Source organism: Sphingobium sp. FW306-1B-F04DB (assembly GCF_058781925.1).
Genome location: NZ_JBYSXE010000027.1, coordinates 13,914 through 34,549 on the forward strand (window position 1 = coordinate 13,914; position 20,636 = coordinate 34,549).

Genomic DNA, 20,636 nt, shown 5'->3' on the forward strand with positions numbered 1-20,636 from the left:
CGGGCCAATGAAACGCACAATCCTCTGGGTGCCGCTGGCGCTGTTCGGTCTCTTTTTCGGCATCGTCGCCTATGGCCTGATCAATCCCGGTGATCGGACGATCGAATCCAAGATGATCGGCAAGCCCCTGCCGCAATTCGCGCTGCCCGCGGCCTATGACGGTCGTCCGGCGCTTGGGAGTTCCGATTTCGGCAGGGGCGAGCCGCGGCTGCTCAACGTCTTCGCGAGCTGGTGCCTGCCGTGCATTGCCGAGGCGCCGGTGCTCGAGGGCATGGCACGGCAAGGCGTGCCGATCGACGCGATCGCGATCCGCGACAGGCCCGAGGACGTCGCGGCCTTCCTCAAGCGCAACGGCAATCCCTACCAGCGCATCGGATCGGACGTGAACAGCTCGGTCCAGCTCGCGCTCGGCTCGGCGGGCGTGCCCGAGACCTTCGTGATCGATGGCAAGGGCGTCATTCGCTACCAGCATGTTGGTGACATCCGCCCCGAGCACGTGCCGACGATCCTCGAAGAGCTGCGCAAGGCGCGGTGAAGGCGCTGCTCGCCCTTTTGCTGCTCGCAGCTCCGGTCGCCGCCTCGGCGGATTCGGCGCTGCCGCCCGCCAAGCTTGCCGATACACAACTCCCCGATCCCAGGCAGGAAGCGAAAGCGGTGGCGCTGATGGAAACGCTGCGCTGCGTCGTCTGCCAGGGACAGTCGATCGCCGACAGCGATGCCGAGATCGCGGGCGATATGCGCGCGATGGTGCGTGAGCGGATTCAGAGGGGCGAAAGCCCCGAACAGATCCGCGCGTGGATGGTCGAACGCTATGGCGAATGGGTGAGCTACAAGCCCGGCTTCTCCGCTGGCACCGCGCCGCTCTGGATCGCACCGATCCTGCTGCTGGGCGCCGGGCTATGGCTGGCACGCGGGCGCCTGCGGACGCGAAGGAAGAAGTGATGGGCTGGGTCATCATCGTCGCGATGGCGCTTGCGGTGTGGCTGCTGCTCTGGCGCCTCGCGCGCGTTCCACGACTGAGCTGGGAACTGATCGGTGCCGCGCTGCTGCTCGGGCTTGCAGGCTATGCCTGGCAGGGGCATCCGGGACAGCTCGGCAGCCCCGTCCAGGCGCGCGCCGATACCGCCACTATCGATCCCAAGCTGATCGAGCAGCGCAAGGCGATGATGGGCCAGTTCGGCACCGAGGCCCAGTGGCTCGACACCGCCGACACCTACGGACGGCTCGGCTCAACGCGCGCTGCGGTGACGGTGATGCGGGGGGCGGTCCATGCCTATCCGAAGAGCGCAGATCTCTGGGTCGGCCTCGGCAATGCGCTGGTCGCGCATGGCGACGGGATGATCTCGCCCGCCGCGCAGTTCGCCTTCCAGAAGGCGGCGCAGCTCTCGCCCCAGCATCCCGGTCCGCCGTTCTTCATGGGGCTGGCGCTCGCCCAGTCTGGGCAGCTCGACAAGGCGGAGGCGCTCTGGTCCGAACTGCTGGCCCGCACCCCGCCCGAGGCGCCCTGGCGCGCCGACCTTGAATCAAAACTCGGTATGCTCCGGGCGCAGATGGGGGTGGCTGCTGCGCCTCAGCCTGCCCAGGGCGAATAAGGCAGGGCGAGCGCCTCGGCGACTGCCTGATGGCGGATCTTGCTATCGGAGACGTTGAGGCCGGCGGCAAGGTGCGGATCGGCCTTCATCGCGGCCTCGGCACCCATGTCTGCAAGCTTCAGGGCAAAGGGCAGCGTCGCATTGTTGAGTGCGAAGGCCGAGGTACGCGCCACTGCGCCGGGCATATTCGCGACGCAGTAGTGGATCACACCTTCGACCTCGAACACCGGGTCCGCGTGGGTCGTCGCGCGCGACGTTTCGAAGCAGCCGCCCTGGTCGATCGCGATGTCGACGATCACCGAACCGCGCTTCATCGTCTTCAACATCTCGCGTGTCACCAGTTTCGGCGCGGCCGCGCCGGGCACCAGCACCGCACCGATCACCAGATGCGCGGTCTTCACCGCCGCAGCGATCGCGGCCTTGGAGGCATAGGCGGTCTTGATTTGACTGCCGAAGAACATGTCGAGCTCGGCCAGCCGCTCGTTGGAAATGTCGTAGATCGTGACGTCGGCGCGCATGCCGACCGCCATCTGCGCGGCGTTCACGCCCGCGACACCACCGCCAAGGATCGCGACACGCGCGGGTGCCACGCCGGGCACGCCGCCGAGCAGAACGCCGCGGCCGCCCTGTTCCTTTTCGAGATAGTGCGCACCCACCTGGATCGACATGCGCCCCGCCACCTCGGACATCGGCTTCAGCAGCGGCAGCGACCCCGTGCGCGAGGTCACGGTCTCATAGGCGATGCAGGTTGCACCCGACTTCATAAGCCCCTCGGCCTGCGGCTTGTCCGCTGCGAGGTGGAGATAGGTGAAGAGCAGGTGGTCGGGACGGAGCAGCGCGATTTCCTGCGGCTGAGGCTCCTTCACCTTCACGATCATGCCGGACGCGGCGAAAACCTCGGCGGCGGTGGGGAGGATGCTGGCGCCCGCCTCCACATAGTCGGCGTCCTCGAAATCGATGCCCGCGCCCGCCTGCGTCTCGACGAAAACCTCGTGGCCTGCAGCGGTCAGTTCGGCGACCGAGGGCGGGGTCAGGCCGACGCGGTATTCGTGGTTCTTGATTTCCTTGGGCACGCCGATTTTCATGATCCATCTCCTGACCTGTTTTGCCGGGCAGGATACCGCCACGACCGTTGGAAGTGTTTGCAAAGCGATCCGCTGATATAGTCTGTTTCGGGAAGATTTCCCGACGGGGAGGGCAGATTGTCGACAATGATCCGAATGGATGCGATCGATCGCAAGATTCTCGATATCCTTGCGCACGATTCGGGGGTGACAAGCGAAAGGCTCGGCACCCGCATCGGTCTTTCACCTTCTGCCGCGCATCGCCGCGTCAAGCTGCTCGAGGAGAATGGCCTGATCCTTGGTTATCGTGCGCGGCTGTCGCCCGCGGCGCGTGGCAATCCCTCGACGGTTTTCGTCTCGGTGACGCTGGTCGATCAGCGGCAGACGACGCTCGCCGCGTTCGAAGATGCGTTGCTCAGGACATTGGTGATCCGCGAGGCGCATCTGATGAGCGGCGAGTCCGACTATCTGCTCAAGGTGCTTATTCGCGCTGAGGACAGCTACGAACGCGTCCATCGCGAGATCCTTGCCACGCTGCCCGGCGTGCAGCGGCTGGTGACACAATTCCCGATCCGCACACTGGCGGTCGACGAGTGACGAAGGCGCAGTTGATACTGCAGATGCGAAGTGCTAGGGGCCGCGACGCCTTTTGTCCGGCAAAAGAGAGACGGCTTTTTTATGGCCTTTGTCAGTATGACGCGAGCTAACTGAACGCTCGATGAGCACCACAGCAACGGCAGCGGAGGCAGAGGCCTCGCAGGCCCATGGCGACCAGCCTCTCGCGAAGCTGGCCGTGGCGGCCATTGGCATCGTGTTCGGCGATATCGGCACGAGCCCCATCTATGCATTTCGCGAAACCTTCGCCGGGCATCACCCGCTCGATCCTGACCGGCTGCACATCTATGGTGTGCTCAGCCTGATCTTCTGGTCGATGATGATCGTGGTGACGATCAAATATGTCTCGATCATCATGCGTGCGGACAACAAGGGCGAGGGCGGCAGCCTCGCGCTGCTCGCCCTGATCAACCGCCAGTCCGAGGGCAAGCGCTGGAGCGCGCCGATCGTGATGCTCGGCGTGTTCGCGACCGCGCTGTTCTATGGCGACAGCATGATCACGCCGGCGATGTCGGTGCTCTCGGCATCCGAAGGTCTCGTCACCGTCGATGCGCGCTTTGAGTCCTGGGTGCTGCCGATCGCGGTCGCGATCCTCATAGGCCTGTTTTCGATCCAGGCGCACGGGACCGCGCGCGTGGGGCAGTTCTTTGGCCCGATCATGATGCTCTATTTCCTCGCACTCGCGGTGCTTGGGATTACGCACATCGTCCAGGATCCCTCGATCCTGATCGCGCTCAATCCGTGGTACGCGATCCAGTTCTTCATGACCGACGGAACGCTGGCGTTCCTCGCGCTCGGCTCGGTCGTGCTGGCGGTGACGGGCGCCGAGGCGCTTTACGCCGATATGGGGCATTTCGGGCGCAACCCGATCCGCGTCTCGTGGCTGTTCTTCGTGCTGCCGGGGCTGATGCTCAACTATCTGGGGCAGGGGGCGATGATCCTCTCGCTCGATCCCGCCGGAGCTACGGAGGCGATCAAGAATCCCTTCTTCCTCCTCGCGCCCGAAGCCGTGCGCCTGCCGCTCGTCATCCTTGCGCTGCTCGCGACCGTCATCGCCAGCCAGGCGGTAATCTCGGGCGCCTTCTCGCTCACCCAGCAGGCGATCCAGCTCGGCTTCATCCCGCGCCTGCGCATCCAGCACACCAGCGCCAGCGCCGCGGGTCAGATCTATATCCCCGTCATCAACTGGGCGCTGATGGTGATGGTGATCCTGCTCGTACTGTTCTTCGGCTCGTCGAGCAATCTTGCGGCGGCATATGGCATCGCGGTGACCGGCGCGATGTTCATCGACACCTGCCTGCTCGCGGTCGTGCTGTTCAGCCTGTGGCACTGGAACAAGGCGATCACGCTGCTCGTGCTCGCCATCTTCTTCTGCGTCGATTCCGCCTATTTTGCGGCCAACCTGACCAAGGTGCCCGATGGCGGCTGGTTCCCGTTGCTCGTTGGCCTGTTCGCCTTCACGCTGCTCACAACCTGGGCCAAGGGCCGCAAGCTCATGCTCGACCGCATGCGCGAGGCTGCGATGCCGATCGCGGTGTTCGTCAATTCCGCCGCAAATTCGGCGACCCGCGTGCCAGGCACCGCGGTCTTCATGACCTCGAGCGCCGATGGCGTGCCGCATGCGCTGCTCCACAACCTCAAGCACAACAAGGTGCTGCACGAGCGGATCATCCTGCTGACCGTCAAGATCGAGGATGTGCCGTATGTCGCGATGGAGCAGCGCTGCGGGCTCAAGGATCTGGGCCATGGCTTCCACCGCCTCGTCATCCGCTATGGCTTCATGCAGGAGCCTGACGTGCCCGAGGCGCTGCGCCTGACCACGGGCTGCGGCCCCGAGTTCAAGATGATGGACACCAGCTTCTTCCTCGCGCGGCAGACGCTGTTGCCCTCGGCACGGCCGGGCATGGCGCTGTGGCGCGAGCGGCTGTTCGCCTGGATGATGCGCAACGCCGAAAGCGCAATGGACTTCTTCAAGCTGCCGACCAACCGCGTGGTCGAGCTCGGCAGCCAGGTCGAGATATAGGCGCGCCCGTCATCGTCTCCGCGTTCTTCGGGGACGCGGATTTCGCATGGCTCGACGGACTGCGCCGGGCGCACTATCCGGCGGAGCACAATCTGGTGCCCGCGCATCTGACGCTGTTCCAGCATCTGCCGCCCGCGATCGAGCCCGAGCTGCGTGACCGGCTGGTCGCGGCAACGCGAGGCGTCACGCCCCCCGCGGCGTACGTCGCGGGGATCATGCAGCTCGACCATGGCGTCGCACTGCGCGTCGAAAGTCCCGCGCTCGCGGAGATTCGCGACGATCTCGCCGAGCATTTCCACGGGCTGCTGATCGCGCAGGATCAGGCGGGCTGGCGCGCGCATGTCACCATCCAGAACAAGGCGACGCCAAGCGAGGCCAAGGCGCTCGCACAGGCCCTGAAAAGCGGCTTCACGCCGCGCTCGCTGGCGATCGCAGGGCTCGCGGCGTGGCGCTATCGCAACGGCCCGTGGGAAGCATTGTCGCGACATCGCTTTGGATAGCAAAGCCCTGTTGACCACCCGTGCATCGCTTACTATAGCGCCCGTCCGCGCACCAAGCGCGAGGCCCATGGGGCGGAGTAGCTCAGCTGGTTAGAGCAGCGGAATCATAATCCGCGTGTCGGGGGTTCAAGTCCCTCCTCCGCTACCATCAATTTTCGCTAGATTTCTGCGGGTTTGACGGGCGATTTGCCCCGAAAAAGTGGTCGTTTTGCCCTTCGCAGCCAGTATGGCGGAATCGCTTGCTTTTTCATGCATTCGCTCCCGCTCCCGGATGCTCGATGCAACATGGATGCAACATGCCGCGGATCGTCTGTTCCGGTTATGATCTGGTGCGAAGAGTGCTCAATGTGAGCCGATGCTCACCCGCTCACATTGATAAGCACGCTGACCGCGGACGTCAGGATTCCATCTCTTCTGTGCCTAGCGGCCTCGTATCCGCCGCTGTGCGTTGATCGGCCGCTCGTTGTGCAAGCCGCTCTTGCGCTGCAGCTTTGAACTGTGCGGACACTGCACTTCGCAGCACATCGATCGCACCCCACATCACGAGGAGATCGAGCTCAGCGGCTGATAATTGGATGCTGCGGCCATATTCAATTGCCCGCGACAGTCGACGGTCCAGATCCATTACCTCAGACATCCGTGGGCACCAGTCGTGCTCGGCGTCGCTGTTCTGCATCGAGGTATCGATGGTCATACACTAATCCCACGATCCCAGACCTAGAGGCGATGTGTAGCCACCGACCCTCTCGGTGTAAACGAGATGCTCTATCGTCGCGGATCCGCCCCCGTGCGGCTAGGTCCAACTAGGTCAGGTGCCATCTCCTGACGCCGCTCATATTCCGCAACGGTTTCCGCCTTGATCCGGAAAAGCCTGCCGAGCTTGAAGTGATCGAGCTCGCCTGATCGAAGCAAGTTATAAATTGCCCCGGTGCTCACGCCCCAATGCTCTGCCAATGTCGCAGGGGTGAACGCGATTGGCGACTGGGTACTGCCAGGCGCAACGGCTTCGTCACGTTTCCGGTGGGGTTGGCCGACGCGATCGCGAGCTGCTTCCGCGTATTTGCGCGCTTGCGTTGCACACAGGGCTTCGTATCCGCCGGCCGCGGCAAGTACGTCGAGTTCAGCCGCTGTGAGAGTTACGGCGCTTCGTTGCCCCAATGCGCGGGAGAGGCGCTCAATCAACCGCGCGAGATCCGACAAGGGCATTGGCATCGATCCCCGTTGAGAGAGCGCCACTTCGCATTCATCGTGCTGAAAAGTCGATATATCTTTGTTTGAGGTTTCGAGGCAGTATGCCAGACTTCAAGTTCGGGGGGAATATGACGACTGAGACGCTCACAGTCTCGCTAGACGGCATTCATCAGCGAGAGTTTCGGAGCTGGGATAATCTGGAGCAATGGCTTTCGGCTGAACGCGCAAAATGGGATTGGCTGGTTCAAGGTGCGCAGCCGATTGACCAACATCACGTTGCCGCTCGCGTTCAAGGCGCATTCGACCAGCTCTTTACCCTTATCCATCGTAGCAGGGCACAAGGCGAACCTGTTTCAATTGCCCTCGGCGACCTTCAGAATAAATATGGTGATGGCCGCGGCCCACTTTTGGCGGCGGACAGTGCAACTGGTTCCGAAATTCTGCGGATCCGAGAGGCAGCGGGTGATGACGCTGCGTCCTTCGCCTATGGCTTTAAGGTCGGATGGATGCAGGTTTCGGTGGCTGCAAATCCCGATCAGCTACGAGGAGCGATACTCGCTTCGCTTCCATATATGGCAGAGCCATCGCGCATGGCAGAACATCTGCAGCGTGAGCGCGCCAACTATCGTGCGTCCATCAAATCGGCGATAGACCGCATCGCCAAAGCGCACGACCGGCAGGAATCCGTTGTAACGAAGCTGATGGACCGAGGACAAAAGCTCGCTATCCTTGCGCTCAGAAAGAAATCGGAAAAATGGGACGTCGCAGAGCAGAAAATCAAAGTAGACTTTGCCGAGGCCGAGGCTAGCATTCGAAAGGTCGAGGCATCCTTTCGAACCGAAATGACGCTTCGCGCCCCCGTTGAATATTGGGAAGACAAGGCGAAGGAGCATAGGGGCGACGAGGAGACTGCCGCTAGGCGCGTCTGGTTGTTCTTTCCGGTTGCGGGGATCGTGATCGGCGTTGCTTTCCTTGTGGCCGCCGAAATCCTTATTGGCGCTAAGGGAGCCATCCCGCAAAGCGTCTACTTCATTGTTTCTGCAGGTCTAGCGACGTTGGCTGGCCTGACGTTTTGGGCGGGCAGGCTCCTCAACCGACTCTACCTGAGTGCGCACCACCTGCGAATTGACGCGCAAGAGCGCGTGGTCATGACGAAGGCGTTCCTCGCGCTCACAAACGAGGGGGTTGCAAATGAGAACGATAAGCCGATCATTTTGAGCGCACTGTTTCGGCCGAGCTCGGACGGACTAGTTAAGGATGACGCACCTGACATTTCCGTTGCGGGCACGATTGCAAAACTCGGCACGCCAACCCGCTAAATGTGGTCCAGACCGTTCGCTCGTCACCATCTCCACGCTTGGCGCGGGCAATTGCCATTGCAGAAGCCGTTAACGCCTTGATATGTTGCAAATCTATCAATTGGGGATAGGGGAGGGACTATGGCGGACCTTAGCGCGCTGACGGCGGCTGGCTCGAGCCTGTTGCAAGCCGGTCAAATCGTTCAAGCGATGATCGGGTTCAAAGTGCAATCTGAAGTCGCTGCAAAACTCATCGATCTTCAAAATGCCATTATGACCGCTCAGGCAGGCGCCTTAGCCGCCCAGGGCGAGATGCAGACAATGCAGGCCGAAATCGCATCGCTCTTGGCGAAGCTCAAAGAGCACGAAGTTTGGGAAACGGAATCAGGCAGGTATCAGCTGGCGGAGAGTTCGACTGGTGTCATGGTTTACTCACTAAGGCAGGAGGCGGCCAACGGTGAACCCATGCACCTGATATGCCCGAATTGCTTCCAGAACCGCAGAAAAACCATTCTCCAAACTCATGCCACCCATCGGGGAGGGCTCACCGTTCGATGTCATCCCTGTGACATGAACGTAACCCTCACTGCCCACGCTCGGCCGCAGGTTCGGAATGTGAGCGTGGATAACGGTTGGTAATCGTGCGTAAGCAAATCTTCGCCCTAGCTGGGGAAGGGCAGCGCAACGCCGACGGTTCGAAGCGCCAGGACGTGCTGTTGCGGTGCGAGCCAGGTGACCGTGTGCTGCTCGTCCGGGAATCTGCAAATTCCTACGATCGGAACGCTATCCGTGTCGAGACGCTGAACGGCGAAGGGATCGGCTACATCGGGCGTGACGACGCCGCCTCGCTGGCACCAGCGTTGGATGCCGGGCGGCCCCACCTTGCGCAGATCCACGAACTCACCGGCGGCCTCCCGGACTACCCCCGTTACGGTTGCCGGATCTCGATCGCGTGGGACGGGAAGGTGCCCAAGGGGGCAATTCCGCTCGACGAGGCTCAGCAGCGATCGCGTCGCGCAAAAGCTGAAGCGGCTGGCAGGGTTCGCGATCAAGACGGGCGATTTGCAAATTCCGACAGCGGCTGTCTGGTCGTGGCTGTTGCGATGCCTCTTCTCGCCGTTGGCGTGGCAATGGCATTCGCAACTGTGGCCGCGTAATCGGCGCGCTGATTTATCCGGTGGAGACCTCGCTGAGGATAGAGCCACCCGGGGCGAACTGGGCGGCTCTATCCTCGCTGGTCGCGCGTAATCTATGCGCGGGCCACCGTGGAAGCGCGTGACTTAGATCACGGTCTTCGCCAGCTACACTTGGCCCATGAAGCCGCGGATCAGATTGACCGACAGGCAGACGACCATAACGGCGCCGAGCACATAGGCGCTCGCCGTCTTCCACCGCGGTGGCTCAGGCTGGCGATCCCCATTCGTTGAGCATAAGTTCGGTCGCCCGATGGGGTCAACATAGCTCACGCGTCGATGCACATGGAAGTTCGCTCGATTGGCCGAATTTGCGGAATCGCAATGACGCAAATCTTCTGTCCGTCCATCTGCAGGCGCATGATCAGTAACCCTAAATAAGAGGAGACCGTCGTGTCCATTGAAGGAGACAAAGAGCCATTTTTGATGGGGTTTTCCGATGTAAATTTCGGCGGAGGTCGCTTCTTGACCCGCGAGAGTCGCCCTTCGTTGGAAGGCTCTAATGATGTGCTGTCATCGTTTCTGATTATTTCAGGCCAATGGCAGTTCTTCAGACACAATGACTACGAAGATCAAATGGGTGGGACGTTTGGGCCTGGAGCGTATGCTGACGCAAAATCTGTTGGCGTTGACAACGATCATGTCTCGTCCGTTCGGTTGGTGCAACCATAGCCACGTTGACCGGCTTCCGTCTCGGCTCGACGCCCCGCTTGGCCGCATTCTCGCGCATCGTCTTCAGGATCAGAGGGTAGCCCCAGACCATCGATCGCAACTCGCGGGCGCCTTCGTTCTCGACGACCACCATTCCGGGCGTGCCGGGGCACACCTCCTCGGCCGCGTTGAACTGGCGCGGGATGGACGCGCCAAAGTTGCGCGCTACCTCAGCGGCGCGTTTGCGAGCAGTGTAGAGATTGCAAATTCGGCCTCCCTTCACCAGCATGTCAGCGCGGCGCAACCTGAGTGTCAACATCAATGGTGGGTGGTGAGGATAGGGTCAAAGCGGGGGGCAGGAGATCCCTATCCTCACGCTCAATATGTCTCCGCTCTACCAAGCCGGCCATGACATGCATCAACGCCTTCGACTGCATCCCCGCTTCCAGTCCCGCTCATCGGGCATCTTCAGAATGTTCACGGTCGGCTCGTCATCGACCAGCTGCAGCACCGGGTCATAAATCTTGCGTCGGCGCGTAATCGCGCAGTCGCCGCACCACATGCGACGCGGTACCTGCCGCAGATTGTCGTTCCATCCCCGCCGCTCAAAATGCCACCACAGCGCATGCGGATCATAGATCCCGACATGCCCGCATTTCCGGCACGTCAGCTTGATCGTGCGATGTCTGACCGCCGCATCGAACAGGTCGCGCAAGGGGTTCGGTGAGGCAATGTCGCCCGGCATGCGTCACGCCGTCGGATCGGGCTCATCGACGCCCCAGACGCCGAGCCTGGTTGCGGGCGCGAGCCCCACGATTTCGGCCTGAATGACCATGCGGCTGCCATTGTCGATCTCACGGCAGATAAGCTCCGCAAGCTCGCCGGCAGCTTTGTCACCGTCCACGGGCAGCTTCGATCGCAGCCCGTTCAGGACCAGCTTCGGGGCAGCGCGGATCTTTACGTAAATGAGAGTGCGAAGGTCGGGAGCGCTGATTCGGTGCATTCCACATTGTGCGAACGAAAGCGGAACATTCGCAAGAGCGTTATGCTATTAGACTGAAGCAAATCGGCAGCGCGCTCGACGTCAATATCGGCTCGGCGCCGCGGATAGCCTCGAGAGGACCACATGAGGAAATCGATGAGCGGTGGGATGCGTCCCACAATTGCCATTGCATCGCTGATGGTGCCGTCATAACAATCATGGGCACATCGATCGACGACGGTGGCACGGAACAGATTTGGAGTCAGTTCCGTGGGAGGTCCAGAGGGCGTCGATCGATGTGCCCAGCTACATCACTGTTTGGTCAGCGCTGCAGGTCCGCGGATGTCTCCCGCGAGCCGCTTTATCTGTGCACGAGTCCTGAGCCGAAACAAGACGGTAAATGACCCTTTAGAGACTCAATTCGTCGACAAAATGACTCGCTTACGCGCGCCGCGCGTGACGGCGCATGGACTTCCCTCGGGTCCCGAAAACACAAGAGGTCTCATGCGAACGGGCAAATTTGTGCCGCTAACGTAATTTATTATGGCGCCTCGTTCGAATTCTCGGTGAGCGCACTAATAAGGCGGCCGATTATTAACGCGAATCGGCCAATGGCACTAACGGCAGCGCGGCCCCCGCCAGTAACGATCCCAGCGCACTGCATAGGCGGCCTGGATCATCGAGCAGGACAGGTCGGTGCTGCCAACACGGCAACTCGCCGCGGTTCGGTCGCCCTTGCCAGAACCCCATGACACACACGTCAAACGTGGGCCGTTCACCAGCACGTGCCCCTCACGCGATCGACCTCGAGAACCGCCGAGCAGGTTGACCAGATAGTCGCGAGCGTCGCGGCCGGAAGATCGGGGGCAAGGGTGGCCGGGCTTGCAGGTCTCGTCGATCTCGCGTGCGGCAATGCCGGCCAGTCGGATCTTCGGTCCCTCGGCGCACCAGATAGGGCCGTCACCGTCCCAGACGCGGGTCGGGGTGCAGGTGAAGGTAGCGCCATTGGCGACAACGGTGGTCAGAATTGCGAGAATCATCAGGCGAGTAGAGAGAGACGGACAAGCCGGTCAATGGCCGAGTGATGCGATGACTCGGTGTTGCGCATGCTTCGCGCGCGGTTGATTTGAGATTTCTTTGCCTCGAGCTAGTTTTCGATAACATCGCCAAGCATTGGACCGACCTCCCAGGCTACTCGATTTCCAAAATAGCCCAGCGGTCTCGGGAAGCTTTGCGGAAACGCAACATGGCGGGCGGCGGTGGGCAGCCCGAAAGCCACCACGCTGCGCCAGCGAATTCTGAACCGGCAAAGAGGCTCGACGGGCAGCGCCATTATTCCTGTGGTTTCGAGTTCGCCTCTTCGGGAGGCGTGACGTGGTTCGACTCTCGCAACAAATTGTGGCAGGCCCATTGCGGGGGGAGTGCAATGCGAAAGTCGCTTTTTGCTTTAGCCATCTTGGCGCTGGCAGCGTCGGCGGTCGCCGAAGGTCGCTCGGTTCGGGTGAAGGGCTACTTCCGCAAGGACGGAACCTATGTCGCGCCACACCGGCGAACTTCGCCTGACAATTCCCGAAACAACAATTGGTCGACCAAAGGCAACGTAAATCCGTACACCGGAAAATCCGGCACCACGGATTCCTTTAGCTATCCGTCATCCACACCCAGAGACAGTTTTCAACCGGTTTTGACGCCCACCCCCGGCCCAGAGCCGACCCCGAATCCCGCGCCCGAGTATCGAGCACTTTTCCAGTCGTGGCGTGAGCTTGACGCCGGACGGAGTAACCAAGCAACAGCGTCGCCTCAGGCTCCTTTCGCGGGACAAGCGATCCGCTCTATTTCGTTCGACATCTGTTTCCCGGCAACGGCTGAGGAATACGTTGCACTCGGTAAGAACGCGATCTTGATGCTCGATTCCTCGAGTGCGGTATCCACAGAATTGCCGCTGCGCACGGCATATGCCTTAGTCAGCGGGTTCCGCATTCCCCTCCACCGCGTCGCGCTGCTTCAGAAGGGCGACGATGCAGATGCCGGCCGCACAGCCCAGGTTTCGTTTTACCTGCTGCCGATCCAGTACATGAAGGTGGACACCCAAATCCTTGCTGATTTCAACGGAGATCGCAAAGCATTCGGCATTACGAGCTTCTCCGCCAAAGAGGGGATTGATCAGAGCGCACCCGCCTTTGCTCGGCTCGATGAGTACGACACACCAGGTGATGCCGATACGGCGACGTTGGCCGCGGTGATTGCTCGAGAATACCCTGACTACGTCCAATAATCGGCGCCGCGTTCGGAGCGCACACGGGGCATCGCCACGCAGCGCTGGCTGTGATTGTCGAGGAATCTACCGTTTGCTGATACGGGCCCGAACCCTCATCGAGGCGCTCAATAGCCGTTAACGTCTCTCGCAGCGGCGAAGCACCCTTCAAGTATATCGCGGGTCCTACCTAGAGGGGTGGCCCAAGGTAAGCGGCTGGAGACCCCTTTTTTCAGGCCTGTGTCAGATCCTGAGCAGCCGGATTGTTTCTTGTTCGAGATCTTGAGCGTCAAAACTCGCGGAAAACAGGCATTTATCGAAGACGGCATTGCACTTTTGGGCGGGTGTGATATTCGAAACGCGTGTGGCTCACCCATTTTTCGGGTCGGAGCCGTATGCAGATTTCCAATTTCGCTGATCTCAAGCCTGCAGGCGCCGGCGCATGTTGAGGCTATCGCTCAAGCGTCCCAACGACCGGGTCTATGCAGATTTTCGCCGGCGTGTCGGCCAGAAGGCGGAAGCCGCGGCATTGATCGCATCCGATCGCGCGACCCGCCTCGCCACGAACGAAATCCGCACGGCGATGCGCGGCGCCGGCCTTGGGAGGCTCTCCAACTCGATCGGCATGTCTTCGGACTTGTCGAAAGGCGGTGCGATCAAGCGACGCGGCGCCAATAGCTTCTCTGCAAGCGGCGCCATCTTCGTTCGCGGCCGATCGGAACGCACGCTGGGCGCGATCGAAAGCTACACCGAGGGGAGCGTGATCAAACCTCGGCGAGCACGTTGGTTGTGGATAGCGACGTCGGAAATCCCGAGCCGCGTCGGACGGTTCAAGATGACCCCTGCGCGCTACCGAACGGGCGGCCTCGAGGCGCGCATCGGTCCATTGGTCGAGATTCCCGGTCGTAACCGCGGGGAGCGGCTCCTCGTCGTCAAAAGTGTGACCGTTCGCCAGGGGCGTCGCGGATCGGCGCTGAGCCGCAAGTCACGGATCACCAAGGGACGTGAAGAGCGAAGCTTCATCATTGCCTTCGTGGGCATCCGATCAACCAGTCGCCGCGCGCGGATCGCCGTCGACAAGATCATCGCCTCTGCACAGGCCCAGATGCCGCGGCTGGCGGCCGAAGAATTGGCGAAGGGATAGAGCATGAAAAATAGCACCTTTCCTGCGTTTCTGAGGCTCGAGTTTGATGGAGGCAGCGGCTTCCCTGAATTCGAGCGCCAAATGGACCAAAGTTTCGAACGCGCCGGCCGTAAGGCGAAGGCAACGAGCGAGCAGATCGCGAACGAATTCAGTCGAGCACTCGGCAACGCCAAAATGTTCGATCTGGGCGCGAACGACTTGCGAGCATCGGCACAAGCCGCCCAGGTTCAAGCGGCAGCGCTGCGCACCGTTGCGAGCAACGCAGTTGCGGCGGAAGGAGCCACGTCAAGCTACGCCCGGGCGGCCGAGACTGCGGCCACACAGGCCGAGCGACATGCCTCGAGACTGAACCTGCAATCGGCAAATCTCGACCGCCTTGAGCGCGAGATGAATGAGGCTGCGGCTGCAAGCCAGCGCCTTGCTGGCGCTAATCAGCTGGTCGAGCGGACGCACGTGGGTGCAGCGGGCGCGGTCAATGGTAACCGGTTCGCCATGGTGCAAATGGGGCAGCAGTTTCAGGACTTCGCGGTTCAGGTGCAGGGCGGTCAAAATCCGCTGATCGCATTCACCCAGCAGATGAGCCAGGCGGCGTTCATCGCCACGACCATGGGGGGCACCATGGGAAGGCTGGGCGGGTTCATCGCCGGGCCGTGGGGCACCGCGCTCATACTGGGCACGGCGGTGCTGGGCCCCATGATTGTCCAGATGATAGGCCTCGGCAAGGAATCGGACGCAACCAAGAAGGCGATGGACGCGCAAACGGGTGCGACCGACACGCTGACTGAGGCGCTCAAGACACTCGACCAGGCAATGGGGCGCACCCTCGGCTCGGCCGGCCAGCTGCGCGCCGAGGCGATCGGCCTGGCAAACGCGCGCATCTTCGAGGCAGAGGCAACGCGGGTGAGGGCGCAGGCTGAGCTCGACCTGGCGCGTTCGATGCTCGAGGTGCAAAAGGTGCGCGCATCGGCTCCTGGTGAGCGCGGTGACATCGCGTCGCTTGGTCTCGACACTCGCAATTCGGACATTGCCGCCAAAGAGCGGCGATTGGTTGAACTCGACGGCCAGATCGCTATCGCCCGCACCAAAGTGCAGGTCGCAGTTCGAGCCGACGAAAAGACGCGATCGGACGAGGCGACCAAAGCTTCCGACAAGGCATTGAAGGCAGCGGAGCGCGCGGCGCGGGCCCGTGCGGCCGAAGCTCGGCGAGAGGAGAGTGCAGCCAAGCGGGCAGCCGCGGAGCTTGAGCGCGCGGAAGACTCCGCCACGCGCATCGCCGAACGCTTTGGACCGCGGACAGGTTTGCTCGGCGATATGGCGTCAGCGACCGGTGACCTGAACAAGCTCCTCAAGGAATTCGAAGGACGCACTGATGACGGCGCGAAGAAATTGCGGGAAGCCGTCGCCGCTGCGCAAGCCGCGGTGAACGCGGGACCCAAGAAGGTTGCGGGCGAGGCGCTCGATGCGCTCGATCGCGAGCTTCAGGTCCTGCAGCTACTTCTCAACGGACGAGAGCTCGAGGCTGCGGTGTTGCAAGACAAGCTCGATCTCATGGACGAGATCGGCGTCAAAACCGAAGACGAGCTCACCAAGGCGCTGCAGCAGGCCGGCTACCAAGGCGACATCACCCAAGCGCTGACGGACAGGCTTGCCAGCGAGCGCGCAATCTCCCGCGAGCTTGAGATCCAGCGCCAGCGCCAGCAAGTCTATCTCCGCGCCGTGGATGATGTGCAGGCAGCCATCGAGAAGGCGATCTTCAACGCGCCCGACCGTGGCCTTGGGTCGATCAAGGACTTCACCAACGACTTTGCCCGCACGATGAAAGGCGTATTCGCGCAGACGCTCACCGAGAAGCTCTTCGGGGACTCGCTCCGGAAGCTGCAGGACCAGATCACGGGGCAGGATCCGGCACGCCAGGCGGCAATCAGGACGGCGGCGTCGTTCGACACCACGACAGCGTCCGCGAAGACCCTTGGCGATCAGTTCGACGCTCTGGCGCGAAAGGTTGCCGCGGCCGCGAACGACAATGCGGCGAGCAATGTCTCTGTCGACGCCGACGGGATCGAGCACATCACCGTCACTGCGCAGAAAGCCATCGGCCAATCGATCGACGAGGCGAAGCGAAGCGGCAAGGTGGATATCGGCGATCCAATCGGCAACGCCGATGGCCTCCTTGGCGGCTTCATGAAGGGGCAGACGGAATTCGGCAAAGCTCTGTCCGGCGACATTGAGAAAGTTTTCGGCAAAGTCTTTGGGATGAACGGCGAGGCAACGGCGGGTCTCGGCCAGGCCCTCGGCACCGCGTTCGCCGGGTCGCAGTTCGGCGGCGCGATCGGGACCGCGTTCACCGATATCTTTGGGATCAAGGGTAGCAAGATGGGCGCCCAGATCGGTGGCGCGATCGGCTCGGCCTTTGGTCCGCTGGGCTCTGCGATCGGCGGCATGCTCGGCAGCGTCGTCGGCGGCGCGCTGAAGAAGACCAAGACGGGCTCTGCGACGATCGGTGTCGGCGCGAACGGCGAACTGATCGTGACGGGGCTCTCGGGCTCGTCGGGCAAGTTCAAGAAGGCCGCCAACGAGAACGCCGGCGGGGCGATCACCTCGATCGAGCGCATCGCGGAAGCGCTGGGCGGCACGGTCAACGCGTCGCGTGGCTCAGTCTCGATCGGCTTCCGCGACGGCAAGGCGCGCGTCGACACGACCGGTCGCGGCATCACCAAAACAAAGAAGGGCGCGATCGATTTCGGCGAGGATATCGAGGCTGCGGTCAAATTCGCGACGATGGACCTGATCAAAGACGGCGTGATCGAGGGCCTGCGCGCATCGACACAGCGCCTGCTGCAGAATTCGAAGGATCTGGAAGCAGGTCTCGACAAGGCACTTAAATTCGAGAACGTCTTCCGCGACCTGAAGCGGATCAAGGACCCCGTCGGCGCAGCGATGGACGACCTCGATCGCGAATTCACCTCGTTGAAGAAGATCTTCGCCGAAGCAGGGGCTTCCACCGAGGAATATGCCAAACTAGAGGAGCTCTACGGCTTCAAGCGCAAGGACGCGGTGGAACAGGCCAACGAAGCAATCCTCGGATCGCTCAAGGCATTCCTGGCCGAGCTCACGACGGGCGATAACGGTCGCTCGCTCCGGGATCGACAGTCCGCGGCGAAGGCGATCTATGACCCGCTCGCGGCGCGCGTCGCTGCCGGCGACACGACCGCCTTCGATGATTTCTCGGATGCCGCGCGCACGCTGCTTGACATCCAGCGCCAGATCAGCGGTTCGCAGACCGACTATTTCGCGCTGCTCGACCAGATCACCGCGCTCACCAAGACGGCGGTGGCGGGACAGGAGAACGTCTCCAGCATCTCGGCAGGTCGCCCCGGCCTGTTCGCGCCGTCGGGGACGTCACCATCGTCGGCAAGCACCGCGGCCCCTGTCGTTGGGGCGGTTGATCGATTGGGCGAACGTCTCGGCGGCATCCTTGGTGCGCAGCTGACCGCCCTCAACCGAAATGTCGGGACCACGAACGACCTTCTCCGCGGCGCCTCAGGCGGCGGCGGTGGCGGTGGCGGGTTTCGCGGCAAGCGACTGAACTTCTAATGTCCCGAAGAAGGGCGGGCGTTCTCCGGAGCTCCCGCGGGCCTTTTTACCTTTCAGCGATTTATCAGGATGCCGAGGGCCGTGGAGCCAGCCCACGGTAAGTCGGTGAGCGAAGCACCCGCGGTGGGGTGGGAATGGTGGCGACCCCGAATCTCCCAAGTTTCGGTCGTCTTGGCTGGCAGACGAAACCGGTGAGTAGGTTGAGACGTCTGTTCGATCCCCACTCGTTGCGCGCGCAGCGATAGCTTAGTAGCAGAGCGCGGCCCAAAGCCGGGCCATTCCCGCGATACCGCCACGGGCGCGGAGTATCAGGGCAGGTCTCTCATCTTCTTCAAGAACAGCGGCAACTTTTCCGGAGCGCTCGGACGGGAGAGAAAACCGTGGATCTCATCGTCGTTGACGCGAACGCCCTCAAAAATTGTCTCACGGGTATGATCGCCGACCTCACCAAATACGTCGGGCAGATGCGAAAAAGCATTATTGTACGGCCAGCTTTCGATGGCGGCGCGCACGGCCTTCTGCTCGACTGAGTAGCTGCCGACATACGCAATCAGGCTGTCGCCGCCGAAGAGACGTCCAGTTTCGAAGATCACGACTCCGCCGTTCACCATTCCGCCCTGGTCAACGTCATCGCTTACGTGACACCACATTCCTTCAATGCTCATAAATCCCTCCCGATTCGAATGCATTGACCGTATGCGTGGCTCGGCTGATTCGTAAATCCAGTTTATGGTGACGGTGCTACATTGGTCGCTGTGCGATGCGCTGGGCCATGGGCATCACGCCACCGCCCGGGCCAAGTTTCTCTTCATTGGCGCGTTATCGCAGGTCGGGGCAGTCCGTGGGTTATTGGCTGGCAGCTGGACCGCACACCATGGGGTGAAAGCCCTTGTCGCTCGGTTCGGGCCGGCAATGTCGGATGCTCCCGTCGCCCGTGTCGAGAACAAAGACCGCGTTGTCTTGGGCGGCCAGCATCTGGTAGCGCCCAGGCGGATTGAGACGGGCATGCCGCTCCTCGTCCGTGCGATGCTGTTCATTGTAGCTCGGACCGCGATCGCACGCCGATAGGCCGGTGGCGACAATGAGCCAGATCCAAACTCGGCCACTCCAAAGCAACGCGTCCCTCATCTTTTTCCCCTCGCCCCTATCCACGTACGACAACCCAGAGCTAGTGCTTTCTGCTCGGCGCCTCCGGAAAAACTAGCACTCCCGCCCCTCGTTCAATTGCCAACAGATTTCCAAGGTGCCACCGCACTAGGGCAATTTGAATGGTGTGGTTCCGATGGTTGGCAATCTCGGCGTCGACGATGTCGCGCAAGCCAGGTGAGCGAGTGACGGTTGCCTCGGCTCGGTCGAGCATCATGCGCTCGAGCTCAGCCATATCGTTGCACACGTCCTCAAGTCGCTCGTATGCGCGCCGTGCAATCTCGTCCAATCCGTCGCTTCGACCCATGGCATCCCTCCCCGCACGACGCTGGGGAAGGTAGCCCACAGACTTTCAGCCAGGAAGCCGTCAACGGCTTTCCGGTTCGGAATTGCTATCCTCCAGGTGTCACCGTCGCGGGCAGATCGATTCCGCTCAATTTCCAGGACAGGCCGTCGCGCTTGAAGACGATGCCCGCGTTGGGATCATCCTTGGATCCAACCCTGAATTCGTCGAAGCTCAACCGCGTGATCACCGGATCCTCACCGACCTTGACGCCCAATGGCGCCGGCGTCTCATCCGTCGCCTCCTGGCTGCGCCCGTTCGCGATGAACATGGCGCGAAGCCCGGCGGGGGTGACCATGTTGTCGATCATGGGCCCAATCATCGCAGTGCCAATTGCCAGCCCGAGCCCGGCAAACTCGTTGCCTGATTTTTGAGTTTCCTCGACCATCTTCGCCATGAACTCCGCTTTGAGATCTTCGCGAAGCGCCGGGAAATCGATGTGATCGGAAAAGGCGTCCGCATCGCTCGAGGCAGCAGCGCTCTGCATCTGACGAAGCGTCCAATACGGCGAACCGAAATTCCACCCCAGACCCGCGGCAATCACAAGCGCCGCTGCACCACCGATCAGCCATTTCTTCGGCATGTCACTCCCCCAAATTGCCCGCTGCACATTCGGTGGCAGTTGGTCGAAGGAGTCAAGTATGGCGTTCAAATATCTCCGGAACGCCGTTAACGCCTATTCTGACGGCAAAAGCTTCTCGGCTGAGGCTATGAGCCGTCGAAGCACCTGAATGGCCTGAGAGCGCAAATTTTGCTCGGTTCTGATCCAGTCGAGTCGATATGCCTCCACCGGCATTCCCGCTTGAGCGGCTTCCGCCATCATTCGCGCGTTGAAAGTCGGGGGTCGGCAATTGGCGATGAGCAACTTGGCCAAATCGATGTTCTCTGCCTCGAGTTTCGCAATTCGCTGTCGGAAGGATTCGATGAGTTCAGCGCTCATTGTCAAACTCGTGCGGCAGTGTCGGGGACGATGCGGGGGTGACCCGCCACAAGATCACCCCGACACCCTGCGAGTGTGTGGCTCACGGTCTCGCAGATGTTAGAAA

The 20,636-nt window shown here is 61.6% G+C and carries 22 protein-coding genes and 1 tRNA gene; 14 read left to right on the forward strand and 9 right to left on the reverse strand.

Going from position 1 to position 20,636, the window contains the following annotated elements; translation table 11 throughout:
* Positions 1–7 precede the first annotated feature (7 nt).
* Genes AC3WJD_RS12940 through AC3WJD_RS12950 form a run of 3 tightly spaced genes read left to right on the forward strand, consistent with a single transcriptional unit; the run spans position 8 to position 1,592 of the window.
* The gene (locus AC3WJD_RS12940; protein WP_492747077.1) at positions 8–535 is read left to right on the forward strand and encodes a DsbE family thiol:disulfide interchange protein; all 528 of its coding nucleotides are present in this window, start codon (positions 8–10) and stop codon (positions 533–535) included.
* Positions 532–942: a cytochrome c-type biogenesis protein gene (locus AC3WJD_RS12945; protein ID WP_492747078.1), complete on the forward strand. Its 411-nt coding sequence runs from the start codon at positions 532–534 to the stop codon at positions 940–942. Before AC3WJD_RS12940 ends, AC3WJD_RS12945 begins: the two co-directional genes overlap by 4 nt.
* On the forward strand, positions 900–1,592 hold the full coding sequence (locus AC3WJD_RS12950; RefSeq protein ID WP_492747079.1) for a tetratricopeptide repeat protein: 693 nt from the start codon (positions 900–902) through the stop codon (positions 1,590–1,592). Before AC3WJD_RS12945 ends, AC3WJD_RS12950 begins: the two co-directional genes overlap by 43 nt.
* On the opposite strand, the gene ald is transcribed toward AC3WJD_RS12950, so the two are convergent.
* Complete coding sequence (gene ald / locus AC3WJD_RS12955; protein ID WP_492747080.1) at positions 1,571–2,677, reverse strand: alanine dehydrogenase; 1,107 nt, start codon at positions 2,675–2,677, stop codon at positions 1,571–1,573. The genes AC3WJD_RS12950 and ald overlap by 22 nt on opposite strands.
* 135 nt (positions 2,678–2,812) lie before the next feature.
* On the opposite strand from ald, the gene AC3WJD_RS12960 reads away from it, so the two are divergent.
* From AC3WJD_RS12960 to AC3WJD_RS12975, 4 genes are all read left to right on the forward strand, one after another.
* A complete protein-coding gene (locus AC3WJD_RS12960; protein ID WP_492747121.1) occupies positions 2,813–3,253 on the forward strand; it encodes an Lrp/AsnC family transcriptional regulator in 441 nt (146 codons plus the stop codon).
* Between the two features lie 121 nt (positions 3,254–3,374).
* Positions 3,375–5,294, forward strand: a complete 1,920-nt coding sequence (locus tag AC3WJD_RS12965; protein WP_492747081.1) for a potassium transporter Kup — start codon at positions 3,375–3,377, stop codon at positions 5,292–5,294.
* 11 nt (positions 5,295–5,305) lie between these two features.
* Positions 5,306–5,794: a 2'-5' RNA ligase family protein gene (locus AC3WJD_RS12970; protein WP_492747122.1), complete on the forward strand. Its 489-nt coding sequence runs from the start codon at positions 5,306–5,308 to the stop codon at positions 5,792–5,794.
* 71 nt (positions 5,795–5,865) lie between these two features.
* A tRNA-Met gene (locus AC3WJD_RS12975) sits at positions 5,866–5,942 on the forward strand.
* Positions 5,943–6,191: 249 nt separating this feature from the next.
* On the opposite strand, the gene AC3WJD_RS12980 is transcribed toward AC3WJD_RS12975, so the two are convergent.
* Both AC3WJD_RS12980 and AC3WJD_RS12985 read right to left on the reverse strand, forming a co-directional pair.
* Positions 6,192–6,488, reverse strand: a complete 297-nt coding sequence (locus AC3WJD_RS12980; RefSeq protein ID WP_492747082.1) for a hypothetical protein — start codon at positions 6,486–6,488, stop codon at positions 6,192–6,194.
* A 71-nt stretch (positions 6,489–6,559) separates the two neighbouring features.
* Positions 6,560–7,006, reverse strand: coding sequence for a helix-turn-helix domain-containing protein (locus AC3WJD_RS12985; RefSeq protein ID WP_492747123.1), 447 nt, complete (start codon positions 7,004–7,006; stop codon positions 6,560–6,562).
* Positions 7,007–7,113: 107 nt separating this feature from the next.
* On the opposite strand from AC3WJD_RS12985, the gene AC3WJD_RS12990 reads away from it, so the two are divergent.
* The 4 genes from AC3WJD_RS12990 (at position 7,114) to AC3WJD_RS13005 (ending at position 10,148) form a co-directional block, all read left to right on the forward strand.
* Entirely contained in the window at positions 7,114–8,304 is a 1,191-nt protein-coding gene (locus AC3WJD_RS12990; protein WP_492747083.1) for a DUF6161 domain-containing protein, read from the forward strand.
* A 120-nt stretch (positions 8,305–8,424) separates the two neighbouring features.
* On the forward strand, positions 8,425–8,922 hold the full coding sequence (locus AC3WJD_RS12995) for a hypothetical protein (RefSeq protein ID WP_492747084.1): 498 nt from the start codon (positions 8,425–8,427) through the stop codon (positions 8,920–8,922).
* Between the two features lie 2 nt (positions 8,923–8,924).
* Complete coding sequence (locus AC3WJD_RS13000; protein ID WP_492747085.1) at positions 8,925–9,440, forward strand: HIRAN domain-containing protein; 516 nt, start codon at positions 8,925–8,927, stop codon at positions 9,438–9,440.
* Positions 9,441–9,869: 429 nt separating this feature from the next.
* Positions 9,870–10,148, forward strand: coding sequence for a beta/gamma crystallin-related protein (locus AC3WJD_RS13005; RefSeq protein WP_492747086.1), 279 nt, complete (start codon positions 9,870–9,872; stop codon positions 10,146–10,148).
* A gap of 397 nt (positions 10,149–10,545) precedes the next feature.
* On the opposite strand, the gene AC3WJD_RS13010 is transcribed toward AC3WJD_RS13005, so the two are convergent.
* From AC3WJD_RS13010 to AC3WJD_RS13020, 3 genes are all read right to left on the reverse strand, one after another.
* Positions 10,546–10,842, reverse strand: coding sequence for a hypothetical protein (locus tag AC3WJD_RS13010; protein ID WP_492747087.1), 297 nt, complete (start codon positions 10,840–10,842; stop codon positions 10,546–10,548).
* A 33-nt stretch (positions 10,843–10,875) separates the two neighbouring features.
* Complete coding sequence (locus AC3WJD_RS13015) at positions 10,876–11,031, reverse strand: hypothetical protein (RefSeq protein ID WP_492747088.1); 156 nt, start codon at positions 11,029–11,031, stop codon at positions 10,876–10,878.
* A 695-nt stretch (positions 11,032–11,726) separates the two neighbouring features.
* Complete coding sequence (locus tag AC3WJD_RS13020) at positions 11,727–12,149, reverse strand: thermonuclease family protein (protein ID WP_492747089.1); 423 nt, start codon at positions 12,147–12,149, stop codon at positions 11,727–11,729.
* A 206-nt stretch (positions 12,150–12,355) separates the two neighbouring features.
* On the opposite strand from AC3WJD_RS13020, the gene AC3WJD_RS13025 reads away from it, so the two are divergent.
* From AC3WJD_RS13025 to AC3WJD_RS13035, 3 genes are all read left to right on the forward strand, one after another.
* Positions 12,356–13,384 carry a hypothetical protein gene (locus AC3WJD_RS13025; RefSeq protein ID WP_492747090.1) on the forward strand — a complete coding sequence of 343 codons (1,029 nt, stop codon included), beginning with the start codon at positions 12,356–12,358 and terminating at the stop codon, positions 13,382–13,384.
* Positions 13,385–13,805: 421 nt separating this feature from the next.
* Positions 13,806–14,507: a hypothetical protein gene (locus tag AC3WJD_RS13030; RefSeq protein ID WP_492747091.1), complete on the forward strand. Its 702-nt coding sequence runs from the start codon at positions 13,806–13,808 to the stop codon at positions 14,505–14,507.
* Positions 14,508–14,588: 81 nt separating this feature from the next.
* Positions 14,589–18,101, forward strand: coding sequence for a hypothetical protein (locus tag AC3WJD_RS13035; RefSeq protein WP_492747092.1), 3,513 nt, complete (start codon positions 14,589–14,591; stop codon positions 18,099–18,101).
* A gap of 308 nt (positions 18,102–18,409) precedes the next feature.
* Here AC3WJD_RS13035 and AC3WJD_RS13040 read toward each other — a convergent pair whose 3' ends face one another.
* From AC3WJD_RS13040 to AC3WJD_RS13050, 3 genes are all read right to left on the reverse strand, one after another.
* The gene (locus AC3WJD_RS13040) at positions 18,410–18,766 is read right to left on the reverse strand and encodes a hypothetical protein (protein ID WP_492747093.1); all 357 of its coding nucleotides are present in this window, start codon (positions 18,764–18,766) and stop codon (positions 18,410–18,412) included.
* 873 nt (positions 18,767–19,639) lie between these two features.
* The gene (locus AC3WJD_RS13045) at positions 19,640–20,173 is read right to left on the reverse strand and encodes a DUF2939 domain-containing protein (protein ID WP_492747094.1); all 534 of its coding nucleotides are present in this window, start codon (positions 20,171–20,173) and stop codon (positions 19,640–19,642) included.
* Between the two features lie 93 nt (positions 20,174–20,266).
* Positions 20,267–20,530 (reverse strand): hypothetical protein, encoded by a 264-nt coding sequence (locus AC3WJD_RS13050; RefSeq protein ID WP_492747095.1) that lies wholly within the window; start codon positions 20,528–20,530, stop codon positions 20,267–20,269.
* Between the last annotated feature and the right edge of the window lie 106 nt (positions 20,531–20,636).

What these genes read in the sequence shown, in the direction of transcription:
- AC3WJD_RS12990 (WP_492747083.1), top strand. Translation starts at nt 7,114, where the DNA reads ATGACGACTGAGACGCTCACAGTCTCGCTAGACGGCATTCATCAGCGA.
- AC3WJD_RS13050 (WP_492747095.1), bottom strand. Translation starts at nt 20,530, where the DNA reads ATGAGCGCTGAACTCATCGAATCCTTCCGACAGCGAATTGCGAAACTC.
- AC3WJD_RS13025 (WP_492747090.1), top strand. Translation starts at nt 12,356, where the DNA reads ATGGCGGGCGGCGGTGGGCAGCCCGAAAGCCACCACGCTGCGCCAGCG.
- AC3WJD_RS12980 (WP_492747082.1), bottom strand. Translation starts at nt 6,488, where the DNA reads ATGACCATCGATACCTCGATGCAGAACAGCGACGCCGAGCACGACTGG.
- ald (WP_492747080.1), bottom strand. Translation starts at nt 2,677, where the DNA reads ATGAAAATCGGCGTGCCCAAGGAAATCAAGAACCACGAATACCGCGTC.
- AC3WJD_RS13035 (WP_492747092.1), top strand. Translation starts at nt 14,589, where the DNA reads ATGGACCAAAGTTTCGAACGCGCCGGCCGTAAGGCGAAGGCAACGAGC.
- AC3WJD_RS13030 (WP_492747091.1), top strand. Translation starts at nt 13,806, where the DNA reads ATGTTGAGGCTATCGCTCAAGCGTCCCAACGACCGGGTCTATGCAGAT.
- AC3WJD_RS12960 (WP_492747121.1), top strand. Translation starts at nt 2,813, where the DNA reads ATGGATGCGATCGATCGCAAGATTCTCGATATCCTTGCGCACGATTCG.
- AC3WJD_RS13040 (WP_492747093.1), bottom strand. Translation starts at nt 18,766, where the DNA reads ATGAGCATTGAAGGAATGTGGTGTCACGTAAGCGATGACGTTGACCAG.
- AC3WJD_RS12965 (WP_492747081.1), top strand. Translation starts at nt 3,375, where the DNA reads ATGAGCACCACAGCAACGGCAGCGGAGGCAGAGGCCTCGCAGGCCCAT.
- AC3WJD_RS12950 (WP_492747079.1), top strand. Translation starts at nt 900, where the DNA reads ATGGCTGGCACGCGGGCGCCTGCGGACGCGAAGGAAGAAGTGATGGGC.
- AC3WJD_RS12940 (WP_492747077.1), top strand. Translation starts at nt 8, where the DNA reads ATGAAACGCACAATCCTCTGGGTGCCGCTGGCGCTGTTCGGTCTCTTT.
- AC3WJD_RS13020 (WP_492747089.1), bottom strand. Translation starts at nt 12,149, where the DNA reads ATGATTCTCGCAATTCTGACCACCGTTGTCGCCAATGGCGCTACCTTC.
- AC3WJD_RS13045 (WP_492747094.1), bottom strand. Translation starts at nt 20,173, where the DNA reads ATGCCGAAGAAATGGCTGATCGGTGGTGCAGCGGCGCTTGTGATTGCC.
- AC3WJD_RS12985 (WP_492747123.1), bottom strand. Translation starts at nt 7,006, where the DNA reads ATGCCAATGCCCTTGTCGGATCTCGCGCGGTTGATTGAGCGCCTCTCC.
- AC3WJD_RS12995 (WP_492747084.1), top strand. Translation starts at nt 8,425, where the DNA reads ATGGCGGACCTTAGCGCGCTGACGGCGGCTGGCTCGAGCCTGTTGCAA.